Annotated in this window: 10 protein-coding genes; 4 read left to right on the top strand and 6 right to left on the bottom strand. The window is 65.4% G+C overall.

The features are described 5' to 3' along the window. Nucleotides 1-108 precede the first annotated feature (108 nt). Nucleotides 109-1,443 carry an IS1182 family transposase gene (locus HAP54_RS10120; RefSeq protein ID WP_166202952.1) on the top strand — a complete coding sequence of 445 codons (1,335 nt, stop codon included), beginning with the start codon at nt 109-111 and terminating at the stop codon, nt 1,441-1,443. Between the two features lie 177 nt (nt 1,444-1,620). Further along, nucleotides 1,621-2,964: an IS1380-like element ISBdi2 family transposase gene (locus HAP54_RS10115; protein WP_166204320.1), complete on the top strand. Its 1,344-nt coding sequence runs from the start codon at nt 1,621-1,623 to the stop codon at nt 2,962-2,964. 167 nt (nt 2,965-3,131) lie between these two features. Here the strand turns inward: HAP54_RS10115 and HAP54_RS10110 are convergent, their stop codons facing one another. Continuing rightward, nucleotides 3,132-4,229 carry a lipocalin-like domain-containing protein gene (locus HAP54_RS10110; protein ID WP_166299704.1) on the bottom strand — a complete coding sequence of 366 codons (1,098 nt, stop codon included), beginning with the start codon at nt 4,227-4,229 and terminating at the stop codon, nt 3,132-3,134. Nucleotides 4,230-4,469: 240 nt separating this feature from the next. Between HAP54_RS10110 and HAP54_RS10105 the strand changes: the two genes are divergently transcribed. Further along, complete coding sequence (locus HAP54_RS10105) at nt 4,470-5,633, top strand: IS4 family transposase (protein WP_166298459.1); 1,164 nt, start codon at nt 4,470-4,472, stop codon at nt 5,631-5,633. Nucleotides 5,634-5,710: 77 nt separating this feature from the next. Here the strand turns inward: HAP54_RS10105 and HAP54_RS10100 are convergent, their stop codons facing one another. The 3 genes from HAP54_RS10100 to HAP54_RS10090 are packed head-to-tail and all read right to left on the bottom strand — an operon-like array spanning nt 5,711 to nt 9,619. Continuing rightward, entirely contained in the window at nt 5,711-8,170 is a 2,460-nt protein-coding gene (locus tag HAP54_RS10100) for an ABC transporter permease (protein WP_166299702.1), read from the bottom strand. Continuing rightward, a complete protein-coding gene (locus tag HAP54_RS10095) occupies nt 8,167-8,820 on the bottom strand; it encodes an ABC transporter ATP-binding protein (protein ID WP_166299700.1) in 654 nt (217 codons plus the stop codon). The genes HAP54_RS10100 and HAP54_RS10095 overlap by 4 nt, the downstream gene beginning before the upstream one ends. 40 nt (nt 8,821-8,860) lie before the next feature. Next, nucleotides 8,861-9,619 carry a class I SAM-dependent methyltransferase gene (locus HAP54_RS10090; protein ID WP_166299698.1) on the bottom strand — a complete coding sequence of 253 codons (759 nt, stop codon included), beginning with the start codon at nt 9,617-9,619 and terminating at the stop codon, nt 8,861-8,863. A gap of 229 nt (nt 9,620-9,848) precedes the next feature. Here HAP54_RS10090 and HAP54_RS10085 point away from each other — a divergent pair, with 229 nt between their 5' ends. Continuing rightward, a complete protein-coding gene (locus HAP54_RS10085) occupies nt 9,849-11,165 on the top strand; it encodes an MFS transporter (RefSeq protein ID WP_166299696.1) in 1,317 nt (438 codons plus the stop codon). A gap of 201 nt (nt 11,166-11,366) precedes the next feature. Here the strand turns inward: HAP54_RS10085 and HAP54_RS10080 are convergent, their stop codons facing one another. Together HAP54_RS10080 and HAP54_RS10075 are read right to left on the bottom strand one after the other, a co-directional pair. Continuing rightward, entirely contained in the window at nt 11,367-13,085 is a 1,719-nt protein-coding gene (locus HAP54_RS10080; RefSeq protein ID WP_166299694.1) for an N-acyl-D-amino-acid deacylase family protein, read from the bottom strand. Between the two features lie 189 nt (nt 13,086-13,274). After that, nucleotides 13,275-15,071 carry a chloride channel protein gene (locus HAP54_RS10075; protein WP_166299692.1) on the bottom strand — a complete coding sequence of 599 codons (1,797 nt, stop codon included), beginning with the start codon at nt 15,069-15,071 and terminating at the stop codon, nt 13,275-13,277. Nucleotides 15,072-15,111 lie beyond the last annotated feature (40 nt).

The raw sequence follows: 15,111 nt of genomic DNA, 5'->3' as shown, positions 1-15,111 counted from the left end.
CTACTCTACAACAAATGCCCGTCACGAAAACATATCTGGACGGGCTCCTAGGAGCTTGTCTGGATAGTCGCTGTTCAAATCTGGTCGGGTCTGATTCAACATTGGGCGATGAGCAAGTATTTTCGGCCTTGGAACATCGATCAGACGCTGCTTCTGCCGCCGAATGTGCAGGACTTCGTGCCGAAAGGCCATGTCTCGCGGTTTATGGTTGATCTGGTGCGGGAGAGCCTCGATCTCAGGGAGATCATGGGCAGCTATGTGAGCGGGCTTGGGCAGCCGCCGTTTGATCCGCGGATGATGGTGGCGCTGCTGCTGCATAGCTATGCGAGTGGGCTGTATTCGTCGCGTCGGATTGCCAAGGCCTGCCGGGAGCGGAACGATTTTGTGATGATCGTGGCGCTGGATGCGCCGGATTTTCGGACGATCAGCGACTTTCGCAAGCGACATTTGAAGGCGCTCGGCGCGCTATTCGTGCAGGTTCTGAAGTTGTGCGAGACGGCCGGGCTGGTCAAGCTCGGTCATGTCGCGCTGGATGGTACGAAGATCAAGGCGAACGCGTCGAAACACAAGGCGATGAGTTATGAGCGCATGAAGAAGCGCGAGGCGGAATTGAAGGCCGAGGTCGCTCGCATGCTGGCGGCCGCCGAGGCGGCGGATGCCTCGGAGGATGAGACTTTCGGCAACAGCGACGAACTGCCGGACTGGACCGTCGACAAGCAGAAACGGCTGGCGAAGATCCAGCAAGCGATGGCGGCGCTGGAAGCGGACGCCAAACTGGCGGCGGAGGAAGAGCGCCGCATCGAGGCCGAAAAGGAACAGCAGCGCCAGGCCGAAGGCCGCAAGAAGCCGGGCAAACCGGCGGCGCTGCCATCGGAGGAACCCAATCCCAAGGCGCAACGCAACTTCACCGATCCGGAAAGCCGCATCATGAAGTCGAAGGATGGCTTCGTTCAGGCCTATAATGCCCAGGCGGCCGTCGATGCACATGCCCAGATCATTGTCGCGCAAGAACTGACCCAGCACGGCAGCGATCAGGGCCAGTTGGTGCCCCTGATCGAGGCCATCGAGAGCAATCTTGGCCGCAAGCCGCGGCAGGCCTCAGCGGATTCCGGCTACTGCAGCGAAGCCAATCTCGAAGCGCTCGACACACGCAGCATCGATGGCTATGTCGCGCCCGGACGCGCCAAGCACCCGACAGTAGCGAACGGAAAAGTCGGCGGCCCGCTGACACAGGCCATGCGAAAGAAGATCGACGATGGCGGCTTCGAAACACCCTACCGATTGCGAAAGCAAGTGGTGGAGCCGGTGTTCGGGCAGATCAAACAGGCAAGAGGCTTCCGCCAGTTCCTGTTGCGGGGCATCGAGAAAGTGCGCGCCGAGTGGACAATGATCTGCACCGTCCATAACCTCCTCAAGCTGTTCAACCTCGCAAACGCAGCCTGAGCCTGCTACTCTACAACAAATGCCCGTCACGAAAACATATCTGGACGGGCTCCTAGCCCGTCTTATTCGTCAGAGGGCGCCTGAGAGGCTGGCGAGCGTGGTGTAAAGCGCTGATGCGGCGTAGGATTCGGTTGCAAAGCCAACCCCATCACCTCAACCGCGAACGCCACGCCCGCCATGACCGACGATACGATTCTGCCCTTCTCGTTTCCAGCCGTTCACGCCAAGAAAGTCACAGCTGCCTTCGATGGCGGTCGGCTGACCTCGAACGGGGGCGTGATGCTTCTGGCGATGGCCGAGCGGCGTCTCGGCTTGGCCGACAATTTGGCCCGGGTGTTCCCGGATCGGCGCGATCCGACGCGGGTCGTGCACAGCCTTGTCGATATGTTCCGCGCGCGCATGTTCGCGATCTGCTGCGGCTACGAGGACGCCGACGACCTCGATCATCTGCGGTCCGATCCCGCATTCAAGCTGGCCTGCGGACGGCTGCCGGACACGGGTCGCGATCTGTGTTCCCAACCGACGCTGTCGCGGCTGGAGAATGCTCCGCGCCTGCGCGACGTGATCCGACTGACCTACACTTTGGTCGACGCATGGATGGATAGCTACCCGCGCGAGCCGGCATCCGTCACGCTCGACATCGATGATACCTGCGATGTCGTCCACGGCCATCAGCAGCTCTCGCTGTTCAACGCTCATTATGACGAACGCTGCTTCCTGCCGATCCACGTCTACGACACGGAGAAGAGCCGGCCCGTGGCGGTCGTGCTGCGGCCCGGCAAGACGCCGGGCGGCGTCGAGGTGCGTGCCCATCTGCGCCGCCTGATACGGCATATCCGGACGCGGTGGCACAACACGCGAATCACGTTCCGTGGCGACGGGCACTATGCCCGGCCGGAGGCCATGGCGTGGTGCGAGACCAACGGCATCGACTACATCTTCGGTCTGTCCGGCACCAAGCCGCTCGCCAGAAAACTCGACGAGGCCGCCGACGACATCCGCACGCGACGCGCCATCGAGAACCTGCCGGTTCTGCGTGGCTATACCGAGACGCGCCACAAGGCCAAGTCCTGGGATCGCGAACGGCGTACCGTCGCCCGTATTGAGGCGACGATGCTCGGCCTCGACATCCGTTTCGTCGTCACCAGCCTCGATGTCGGCTCGGCCGAGTGGATCTACGACAGCCTGTATTGCGCGCGCGGCCAAGCCGAGAATCTGATCAAGCTGCATAAGACACAGCTCGCCTCCGATCGCACCAGCTGCCGTTCGGCGCTCGCCAATCAAGTCCGCCTCGTTCTCCACACCGCCGCTTATTGGCTGATGCTGACCGTGCGCGACGCGATTCCCAAAGCCCGGGAATTGGCCACAGCCGAGTTCGCGACGCTGCGTCTTCGTCTCTTGAAACTCGCTGCCCGTGTGGTCGAGACCACGAGCCGCATTCGCCTTGCGTTTGCCGCGGCCTGTCCCGAAGCCGACCTGATCCGCGGCTTGCCAGGCGCGCTGCTGCCGCTCGGTCCTTGACCGGCGGGGCGTCCGCCCCCCGTTCGCCCAACCTACACCTCAAGCGCGTTGCAAAGTACCGGTCGTCAGGCGGTGAAAAGCCGAAGGCAATCCCGCGCGCCTCGTCAGAGCAGATGTGCGGCCACATCAATCGGACTAAAAAAACGCACTCTCACGAATAGGACGGGCTAGTATCCGGTCATCTCAAGATAGCCGATTCCGGCGTGGCTTCCTGTGAAGCGGATCGGGCCTTCCCAATAGGGGAAGCTGGTTCCCATCCAGCTCTTTGGATTGAGCGGCGTGGTCTCGATGGCAAGGCCGCGCGCGGGCAGGGCGAGGCGCCACGCCGTCGGCAGCTTGTGGCCGTCGATCTCGGTGATCGCAACCGGCGCGATGCTGTTACCGCTGGCCGCGATCTCGGTCGAGCGGCCGTCGGGCGTGATCCAGTTGCCGAACAGGTTCTCGCGGCCGTCCTTCTGGCGCAGCCGGTACAGCATCAGCTTCTCGTCGCCGGGCAGATGCAGCGAGAACCAGTCCCAGCCGGTCTGGTCGGATGCGAGCGGCTGGCTGCTCCATTCGCGGTCCATCCACGCCATGCCCGTGACGTCGACCGGTCTGTCGTCGATCATGATGCGGCCGGACGCCTTGTAGAACGGCTGGCTGTAGTAATACGACGCCTGTCCGCGATCCGACTTGCGGCTGTAGCCGTGATCGCCCTGCAGCACCAGCGGACGGTCGGCGGCAAGCCGGAGCGTGGCGCTGAAGTCGGCGGCGGAGGCCTTGAGCTCGAGCGGCGCGACGGTCTGCGCATCGAACCCATCGAGGCCGCGGATTTCCCAGGCATCGATCCAGGCCCGGAACGGCGTCGCGTCGACACCGGCCTGCCCGACGCCGCCGCGCGCAAAGGTCTCGTTGAAGCGGTGGGTGGTGGCACTGGTCACCGCGGCGTGGCCCATCCAGACCTGCTGGTTGGCCCAGCCCTCGACCGCTCCGCCCGGCTTCATGGCCTGGCGGAACAGCGTCCATTGCGTGCCATAGGCCGCGCCGCTGGCGTCGGACAGGTTCGCGGTGACGTACCACCACTCGATCCGGAATTCCGGATGCGGGCCATGATCGGCTGGAAACGCGAACTGCTTGCCCGGCGTGACGGCAGCAAAGCCTTCAGCATTCTCGCCGAGACCGGCAAAGCCCTGCGCAAAGCTCTTGCCGCCAAGCGCAAGCGCCAGCGCGCCGCCGGCAAAGGCACGGCGCGTGATATCAGCGCTAGTAGCGAATGTCTGTTGCATGGACCGACGCATCCGCAACCTCGCTTCACCTCTCCCGCTTGCGGGGGAGGTCGTATCGCATCGAAGATGCGATACGGGTGGGGGCGCTCTCCCCAATATGACTCGCGGTGAGACCCCCACCCTGGCCCTCCCCCGCAAGCGCAGGGCTGTCCGGGGAATGATTCACTGTGTCGCGGTGCATGCTCGGCAAAACCGAGGCAAATCGGTCTTTTCTGGTTGTCGAGACACAGAAGGCCGAGCATGCGATTTCGCGATAGCATTTTTAGTAGGCTGCTTGAACCGATCAATCGGCGGCAGTTTCAGACGGCTGTGGATCGTCTGGACGGGGATGCCTACGACAAGTCGTTCAAGAGCTGGGATCACCTGGTAGCGCTGATCTATGCGCAGTTGAGCGGGAACAACAGCCTGCGCGCCGTGGTGACCGGCTTCAACGCCAATCCTCAGCATCACTATCATCTGGGCACCGGCAGGTTGTCCCGCTCGACGCTGTCGGATGCCAATACCCGCCGCCCGTCCAGCATTTTTGCGCAAACCTTTGCACGATTGTCGGCGATGGCAAGCCGGCAGTTGCGGGGCGAAGGCAAGGAGATGGTGCGCCTGATCGACGCCAGTCCGATCCCGCTTGGCAAAGTTTGCACCTGGGCGGTGTGGAACGGCCGCATCCGCGGCATGAAGCTGCACGTGGTCTACGATCCCAAGGGCGATATCCCGAAGTGCGTCGAGGTGACGGCTGCCAACGTCAACGATATCGAGATCGGTCGCCAGACTCCGATCCAGGCCGGCACAACCTACGTGTTCGACAAGGGATATTGCCGTTTCGACTGGTGGCAGAAGATCAATGATAGCAAGGCTTTCTTCGTGACCCGGCCGAAGACGAGCATCCGGCTACGCGCGGTCAGGCATCGCACCATCCGCAACAGCAAGGGGGACGGCTTCAGGATCATCGTCGACGACGAGGTGAAGCTCACCAGTAAGGGCGACTCGCGTTTGCCGATACCGCTGCGGCGCATCAAGGTCAGGCGGGAGAACGGCGGCGTGATCACGCTTCTCACCAACGATACGACCCGAACGGCCGTCGAGATCGCCGCCCTCTACAAGAGCCGGTGGCAGATCGAACTGCTGTTCCGCTGGATCAAGCAGCACCTCGACATCCGCAAGTTCCTCGGCACCAACGACAATGCAATCCGCCTGCAAGTGCTTGCTGCGATGATTGCCTACCTACTGTTGCGCATTGCCGCGCGGACCAACTGCATCAAAATGCTGCCGCTCAGGCTCGCCGAACTCGTCAGCCAGTTCCTGTTCACCCGGCGAGCCTTCGCCAGCATCGACAAGCCTCCGCCAATCAACCCTAGCCGCCGCAAATGCAGAACGCCCCTCAACCAGATGGAACTCTGCTATGGTTGAATTTCCCCGGACAGCCCTGCCGCAAGCGGGAGAGGGAATAGAGTTCCGTCGCGGCAGCTGCGTGGCCTCTTCATGTCTCAGCGCTCATTGGCAAAAATCCGGATCAGGCTGGCCGGCTGCATGCGCGCCAGTCTAGCGACCGGCAGCGCCGCCGCACAGAGCGCGGCCGCCATCGCCACCGCGAGCAGCTCGATCAGCTGCAGCGGGAAGATTTGGAACGGCAGCCGCCAGCCGAACGCTTTCACATTGACGATCGCAAGCAGGCACCACGCGACCAGAAGGCCGAGCGGCAGCGCGAACAGCGCGGTGATCAGCGCCACCGCCATGGTCTTCAAGAGTTCGAGCGCCGCGAGCCGCCGCCGCGTCAGGCCGATCGCCCACAGCGGCGCAAGCTGCGGCAGCCGCGAATTGGCGAGTGTCAGGAGGCTGGTCAACAGTGCAATGCCGGCGACGCCGAGGGTGAAGGCGTTGAGCGCCGCCGTCACCGAGAAGGTCCGATTGAAGACCCGCTTGGATTCCCGCTTCATCGTCGCCTGATCGGCGACGTTGCGGTCGTCGAGGCCGAACTTCTCCTGCAGCGCCGTGATCAGCGGCGCGATTCTGTCGGGCGCGACGCGCAGGCCCATCCGCGTCATCGGCGTCTGCGGGAAGCGCCGTGTCAGCGCGGCGTAGTTGACCGCGATCTGCCCCTTGGGGTTGCCGTAATCGGCATAGATGCCGACGATCTCGAGCGGCCAGGCGCCGCCGGGGGCGGGCACGGAGATATGATTGCCGAGGCCAAGCTTCATCCGTCGCGACAGCTGCTCGCTGACCAGACAGGTGTCGCCGGGACGCAGCCTGACCCAGGCATTGGCGGTGCTGTCGAGCAACGGCCAGTTGTCGCGATAGGTGGTGTGGTCGGGCAGGCCGAGCACTTCGATCGGCGCGCCGCCGAGCTGGGTGTCGGCGCGGCCGCCGGGCAGGATCGCCTCGACCTCAGGCCGATCGTGCAGCCAGGCCCTGATCTCCTTCGCCTGCGTGTAGCTGGCGGCGCTGATATAGACGTCGGCGGCGAGCCGGCCATCGAGCCAGACCAGGAAGGTGCGGCTAAAACTTTCCACCATGGTGCCAACGCCGACATTGACGGCGAGCGCGAGCAGCAGCGCCATCAGCGCCAGCGACAGGCCCGACAATTGCTGGCGGCTGTCGGCCCAGAACCAGATGCTAACAGGCGCTCGCGCGCTGCGCTGGCCGAATGCGAGCGCGATTTGCAGGACCATCGGCAGGATCAGCGCTGCGCCGAGCATCAGCGCGGCCAGCACGGCAAAGCCAGCGATCAGGGAATCGCCGAACTGGATCAGGCCGGCGGCGACCGCAAACACCGCGAGCGCCGCGGCGCTCTGGAGCATGAGCCAGCGTCGCTGCGCCTGCTGCCAGGCCTGCGGCTGCGCGGTCGCCAGCACCGGCATCCGGACCGCCTTGGCGAGGCTCGCGGCCGCCGCGGCGAGCGCGCCGAAAATGCTGATCGCGATGCCGGCGAACCACCAGACGGGCTTGAGCGACAGCTCTCCGGGGATCTGCGCGCCATAGAGCCCGCGCAGGGACGCCGCGACATCGGGCAGCAACGCCGCCGCGATGAAATAGCCGCAGACGAGGCCGATCAGGCCGGCGATCAGCGCCAGCGACACCAGCTCGATCACCAGCACGGTGTTGAGCATCCGCGCCGAGACGCCGCAGGCGCGCAGCGTGCGCAGCATCGGCAGCCGCTGCTCGAAGGCGAGCCCGATCGCGGAGTTGACGATGAACAGGCCGACAAAGAACGACAGCAGGCCGAAAGCGGTGAGGTTGAGATGGAAACTGTCGGTGAGGCGTTCGAGGTCGCTCTCCGCGCTCGGCTCGACCAGGCGCAGCTTGTCACCGGTCACGCTTTCAAGCGTGCCATGCGGCGCCTTGGCCTTGCCGACCAGCAGGCGCGACACCTGGCCGGGCATTTTCAGGATGTCCTGCGCGATGCCGATATCGACGACCAGCGCGCCGGGCGCGAGCTCGGCCTGCACGCGCAGCGGCGGCAAGCTCGTGCCGTTGGCCTGCGGCCGCTCGCCTTCCTTGAGGCCGAGATCGCGCAGCGTCTCAGGCGCCACCAGCATTTCGCCTGGAGGCGTGACGAAGGATTGCAGGTTGCCGCGACCGATCGCCGGCGCGTTGCCGACCTCGGAGGGCAGCGTCACCGGCTCGACGCCGAGCAGGCGGAAGCTGCGCCCGTCGATCTGGACGCGGCCTTCCAGCATCGGCGACACCCGCCAGCCGGCGCGGCGCAGATCGACGAACAGTTTTTGCGGGAAGGTCGCGCTGTCCCTGGCGACCAGCATTGCGGTGCGCGAGCCGCCGAAGGTCGCGGCAGCGCGGTCATAGGCGATGCGGGCTTGCTGGTTCAGCGCCTGGACGCCGCTCCACAGCGCGGTTGCCGAGATCAACCCGATCAGCAGCGTTGCGAGCTGCATCGGATGCCGCCGCCAATGGCTGAGCAGCACGGCGAGGATCCAGAGCGCGCGCCTCACGCAATTACTCCGGCATGCAGATTGACCTGGCGGTCGAGCGTTGCGGCGAGCCGCGCGCTGTGGGTGACCATCAGGAAGCCGCAGCCGGTGCGCGTCACCAGATCGCGCGCCAGCCGCAGCACCTCGTCGGCGGTGTCCTCGTCGAGATTGCCGGTCGGCTCGTCGGCGAGCAGCAACAACGGCTTCGGCGCCAGCGCGCGGCCGATCGCCACGCGCTGCTGCTGGCCGCCGGACAATTGCTCGGGATAGCGCTTCAGCAGGGTTTTCAGCCCAAGGCGCTCGACCAGCTCGTCATGCCAGGCGGCATCGTGCCGGCCGGCGATGCGCGACTGGAACACCAGATTGTCCGCAACCGTCAGGCTCGGGATCAGGTTGAACTGCTGGAACACGAGGCCGAGCCGGTCACGGCGCAACTCGGCGCGGCCGGCATCGTTGAGCTGGGAGACGACGGTATCGGCGAGCCTGATCTCGCCGCTGTCGGCGGCATCGAGCCCGGCGATCAGATGCAGCAGCGTGCTCTTGCCGCTGCCGGATTCACCCGATAGCGCGACGCTCTCGCCGGTCGCAACCGCGAGGTCGACGCCGCGCAGCACCGCGACGTCTTCGCCGGCAGAGCGGTAACTCTTGGTCAGGCCGGTGACGCGAAGCACCGCGGCGGTCTGGTCAGATGAAGCGATGGCCGTGCCTCATTCAAGGCTTCTGGTATTTCAGGACGAACTCGTCGATCGGCACCGGCGCCTTGAAGACGGGAATGTCCTTCGGGTCCTCCGTATGATGCAGGAAATCGCCCTCGGCCACCAGCTTGAAGCCGGCCGCCTCGATCTCCTGCTTCAACGTGCTCTCCTCGATCCGGTGCAGGGTCTTGGCGACATTGGTGCCATCGCCCGGCTTGGCCGAGTGGTCGGCGATCACCAGGAAGCCGCCGGGCTTGAGCGCGGCGAACATCTTCTTGTTCATCGCGGCGCGGTCGACCGGCAGATAGGTGATGTCGTGATAGAAAAAGAAGAACGTGATCATGTCGAGGTTCTGGGCCTCTGGCGGGATCGGGTCGTCATAGTCCCGCACCACATGGACGACGTTCTTCATCGCGGGCGCCTTCGCGCGAATGTCGAACTTGTCCTTCACGAAGCGCTCGAGGACGGCAGCGGAATCCTGCGCGTAGACCTTGCCCGACGGGGCGACGGTGCGCGCCAACAGTTCGGTGCTGTAACCGGCGCTCGCCGCCATGTCGAGGATCGTCATGCCGGGCTTGACGCCGGCAAAGGCGAGCATCTTGGCCGGCTGGCGGCGCTGGTCGACCTGGCGATCCGCATCGCTACGGTCGGGCGAGGCGACGATCGCCGCATAGTCGGGAGCGACGACGTCCTGTGCGCGGACTTGAGGCACGGCGAGCAGCGCGGCGGACACAAGTGCAACGCAGGTGGCCGCGCGTAGGATCGATTTGTTCATGAAATAACCCCGGGCTTTTCGTTGGCCCCGAACATAGCAGGGGGGACATGACAGATCACCGCTTGACGGGGGTGACGACGCGATCGTGATCGGGTGCACTTGCCCGGCCATCGTGTAGCGCCAGCCACAGAACCCCGAGGAAATGCGGTGTTGCGTGGCGAGGCGTGGCTAGCATCGCCAGTTGGGGCCGATTTTACGAAGCCAAAAACGAAACGACGGGGAGCCAGACATGACCACGCAACCGACGCCCGGAGGGATGTCGAAGGGGACGCCCAAAGGCGCCTGGACAATCACCTTCCTGCTGTTCCTGTTCATGGTGGTGAACTTTGCGGACAAGATCGTAGTCGGGCTGGCCGGCGTGCCGATCCGGAAGGACATGGGTCTCAGCCCGGAGCAATTCGGCGATCTCGGCTCGGCCTTCTTCATCCTGTTCTCGATCTCGGCGATCGTGGTCGGCTTCATCGTCAATCGCGTCGATACGCGCTGGGTGCTGCTGGTCCTGGCGGTGATCTGGTCGCTGGCGCAATTTCCGATGATCGGCACCGTCAGCTACACGACGCTGGTGATCTGCCGCATCATCCTCGGCGCCGGCGAGGGACCGGCCTTCTCGGTCGCCGCGCACGCCATCTACAAATGGTTTCCCGACGAGAAGCGCACGCTGCCGACCGCGATCCTGTCGCAGGGTTCGGCGTTTGGCGTGATCCTCGCGGTGCCCGCGCTGAACTGGATCATCGTCAATCACAGCTGGCATCACGCCTTCGGCGCGCTGGGCATCGTCGGCCTGATCTGGACCGTCGCCTGGTTCGCGTTCGGCAAGGAAGGGCCGCTGGTGTCGACAGCGGCCGCGGCCGCCGACGAGCAACGGATTTCCTACTGGAAGCTCCTGACCTCGCGCACCTTCATCGGCTGCGTGGTCGCGACCTTCGGCGCCTATTGGGCGCTGTCGCTCGGGCTGACCTGGTTCACCTCCTTCATCATCGAAGGACTCGGCTTCTCGCAGCAGCAGGCCGGCTTCGTCTCGATCCTGCCCTGGATCTTCGGTGCGACCATCGTGCTGCTGACGGGGTGGATTTCCCAGCTGATGCTGGCGCGCGGCTTCACCACGCGCGGTGCGCGCGGCGTGCTCGGCGCGGCGCCCTTGATCGTCGGCGGCTGCATTCTCGCGACGCTGCCCTATGCCCCACCGGGCGGCTTGATGATCGCGGCCCTCGTGATCGGCTCCGGCCTGTGCGGCTCGATCTATGTGGTGTGCCCGCCGATGCTCGGCGAGTTCACGCCGGTGTCGCAACGCGGCGCGGTGATCGCGATCTACGGCGCGCTGTACACCATCTCGGGCATCCTGGCGCCGACGGTGATGGGCAACGTGATCCAGCACGCCGCCACGCCGATGGCGGGCTATATGACCGGCTTCACCATCAACGCCGCGATCATCGTGGGCTCGGGCGTGCTCGGGTTGCTGCTGCTGTGGCCCAACACCGAGCGTGCGCGGCTGACCGGCCCGTCGCAGCCGGCGGGCACGATCAAAGGCGCGATGTCGCCGACGTAAGGGGGTATCTTTCACCCTCCCCTGAAAGGGGAGGGTCGGCTCGCATGAAGCACCGCGGAATGCGAGCCGGGGAGGGGTCATCTCTCCATTCGGGCAGCGTTTCCGCGGAGAGAGCTGACCCCTCCCCGCCGCTCATTTCATTCGCGTCGACCCTCCCCTTTCAGGGGAGGGTAAAGCCGCGGCTGTGTCTCTCCGTCTATTTCAGTTCAACCCCTGCGCACCGCGCACGAGCTTGCCGGGCCGCGCGCCGGTGGCTCTGCCGTCGCGCTGGGTCACCACGCCTGACACGATGGTGGCGTCGTAGCCGTCGACCTGCTGCAGCAAGCGGCGGCCGCCGACCGGAAGGTCGTAATGCACCTTCGGCGGATGCAGATGCAGGCGGTCGTAATCGATCACGTTGACGTCGGCCTTGAAGCCAGGGGCGATCACGCCGCGATCATGCAGACCGACCGACAACGCGGTCTTGCGCGACTGCGCCGCGATCACGAACGGGATCGAGAGCTTCTCGCCGCGGCTGCGGTCGCGCGTCCAGTGCGTCAGGAGATAGGTCGGGAAGCTGGCATCGCAGATGATGCCGCAATGCGCGCCGCCATCGGACAGGCCGGGCACCGCGCTCGGTTCGCGCAGCATTTCATGCACGGCATCGAGATTGCCGTCGGCGTAATTGAGGAACGGCACATAGAGCATGCCGCGGCCGTCGTCGGTCAGCATCGCGTCATAGGCGAGTTCTTCCGGCTGCCGGTCCTGGCGCCGCGCCTGCGGGCCGAGCGCGTTCTCCGGAGGCTGCTCATAGTCCGGCGGATTGCCCAACAGATACATCTTGTCGTAGTTCGGCCGGAAGAACAGCGGATCGTCGGTCGCCGTCGCGCTCTCGCTCAGGATCGCCGCGCGCACCTCGGGCCGGCGCAAATGGGTGAGTCGCTCGGCCAGCGGCAGCCCGGCGATCTCGCGATAGCTCGGATGGGTCTGGAACGGGTTGCGCGACAATTCCAGCCCGAGCAACAGCCCGACCGGCCGCGCGGCGATCTGGGTCGTGATCGACAGGCCGCGGGCGGCGGCTTCATTGATGGTGTCCATGGTCTGCCGCCAGCGCCGCGGCGCCTTGTCGGCCTGGGCGACGGAGAACGAGATCGGGCACTTTGTGTTTTCAGCGACCCGCAGCATCATCGGCAGATCTTCGTGCACGGTGCTCTGGTCGAGCACGAATTGCAGCACGCTGCGGCCGACGCCGTGCATCGCGCCGGCGATCGCGGTCAATTCGTCCTCGCCGGCTTTCAAGGTCGGTGTGTAGTCGCCGGTCGAGGTGCGGTGGTTGAGCGTGCGCGAGGTCGAGAAACCCAGCGCGCCTGATCGCACTGCGTCGCCGGCGAGCGCCGCCATCGCCTTGTTGTCGTCAGGCGTCGCGGGATCGCGGCCCGCGCCGCGCTCGCCCATCACATAGACGCGGAGCGCCGCATGCGGCAGCTGCGCGCCGATATCCATGTCGAAGCTGCGCTTCGACAGCCACTCCATGTAGTCGGGGAAGCTTTCCCAGGCCCAGGGAATGCCGGCGCTCAGCACCGGCTCCGGAATGTCCTCGACGCCTTCCATCAGCTGGATCCGCCGGACGTGATCGCTCGGCCGGCACGGCGCGAAGCCGACGCCGCAATTGCCCATGATCGCCGTGGTGACGCCGTTCTGCGACGACGGCGTGATGTCCTGGCTCCAGGTCACCTGGCCGTCGTAATGGGTGTGGACGTCGACGAAGCCGGGCGCGACCAGCTTGCCCTTGGCGTCGATCTCTTGCCTGCCTTTTGCGGAGACCTTGCCGACCTCGGTGATCTTGCCGCCTGCGATCGCGACATCGGCTTCATAGAGATCGCCACCCTTGCCGTCGGCGACAGCGCCGCCGCGGATCACGAGGTCTGGGGTCGAGGTCATGGCGTTTCATCCCGAGGCTGTTCTTGGTTACCGGCATCATGGGTGCCCCCCGGATGCTGTCAACCATCGCCGATGAAGCTCTGGGATGCGTTGGCGACGATTTGCCAGCGAGGATCGAGTGCGACCGCCCGGCGGAAATTTGTTCCGCGACGGGTCGATGACCCGCCGCCGCGGAAGCCGCCTGAACACCTACCGCGCGCCGAAGAAGGCTGTCTTCTGGGTCTCCTCAGCCTGCAGCCGGGCGCGCACCCGCATCAGGTCCTTCCAGCCGATATAGCCGACCAGGCGCTGATCCTCGCGCGAGATCACCGGCAGATGCGAGACGTTGACCTGCATCAGGCGGTCGGCGAGCCGGTCGAGATATTCATCGGGATAGGCGACGGTGATCTTGCTGCCGGCCAGCAGCTGGCCGAGCGTCGCGGTGCGATGCTTGCCGGCGCGGCGCCAGCGCAGCACGGATGGCGGGTCGATCACGCCGAGCACGTGATGGTTGGCGTCGACGACGGGGAAGCTCGGGTGCCCGATCTTCGGGTTGGTCAGGAAGGCTGCCGCGCCGTGCAGCGTCATGGTGTCGGACACGGTCTCGACCGCCTTGGTCATCACGTCGCGCACGCGCGTCAGCGCGAAGGGATCGACGCGGTACTCGCGCACCAGATGATGGCCGCGCCGCGCGACCTTCTCGGTCAGGATCGACCGCCGCATCAAGAGAACCGTGACGCCATGCGCGGTGCCGCAGGCCGCGATCAGCGGCAGCAGCACATGGGTGTTGCCGGTGAGTTCGACCGCGAAGAAGGTCGCGGTCAAGGGCGAGCGCATCGTGCCGCCCATCGTCGCCGCCATCGCCAGCAGCGCCCAGAAGCCGGGGCTCGCGGGCGGCAGGTAACCGCTCAGCACCGTTCCCATCGCGCCGCCCATGATGAGCAGCGGCGCCAGCACGCCGCCCGACGTGCCCGAGCCGAGCGCAACCGACCAGATCACGGCCTTCACCACGAGCAGCAGCAGTGCGGCCTTCAGCACCACGTCGCCACTCAGCATCGCGGCAAGATTGTCATAGCCGACACCGAGCGCCTGGGGTTCGATGAGCCCCCCGAGGCCGCCGATCAGCGGCCACCACATCCAGTGGATCGGCAGCTTCAGGAAAATGTCCTCGCAGCCATAAACCAGCTGAGTGAGCACGCCTGACAGCAGCCCGGAGAGGATTCCGATCAGCATCCAGGCGCCGAGTTGCAGCACCGAGATGTCGACGCCGCCCGCGAACGGGAACAGTGGCGCCGGCATGTGAAGGAAGGTGCGCCCGACCGCGGCCACCACGGCGGCGACGGTGACGGGGATGAAGCTGCGCGGCGTCCATTCGAACAGCAGCAGTTCGACCGCGAGCATGATCGCGGCGATCGGGGTGCCGAACACCGTGGTCATGCCGGCGGCGGCGCCGGCCACCAGCAGGGTCTTGCGCTCGTTGTCCGTCACCGGAAGCATCTGCGCGATCAGCGAGCCGATCGCGCCGCCGGTCATGATGATCGGGCCCTCGGCGCCGAACGGACCGCCGGTGCCGATCGAAATCGCCGACGACAATGGCTTGAGGATCGCCACCTTGGGGTCGAGCCGGGAACGGCCGAGCAAAATCGCCTCGATGGCTTCCGGAATGCCGTGGCCGCGGATCTTCTCGCTGCCGAAGCGCGCCATCAGGCCGATGATCAGCGCGCCAGCGACCGGCACCAGCACGGTCCAGAGACCAAGCGGCGAATCCTGCAATTTCAGATCGGCGAAGCTGAACCGGCCGAAATAGGCGATGTTGGTGGCGAGCTTGATCAGCTGCAGCAGGCCCGCCCCGGCCAGCACGCCGGCGGCGGCGACGAACACGGCGATCGCCGAGATCACGACGACACGCGGATCGGTGGTGAAGTCGCTCAGAAGATGACTGGCCTTGTCGCCGATCTTGGAGGCGTTGTTGGCGGAGGCGCTCGATTTGGTGGAAATGACGCTCATGGGTGGCGTAAGGCTTCGGATGAAGTGGACGCCGGGCGTC

Origin of the sequence: Bradyrhizobium sp. 2S1, from assembly GCF_011516625.5 — a bacterium.
GTDB lineage: Bacteria > Pseudomonadota > Alphaproteobacteria > Rhizobiales > Xanthobacteraceae > Bradyrhizobium > Bradyrhizobium septentrionale.
This window is presented reverse-complemented; position numbering and strand designations above follow the sequence as displayed.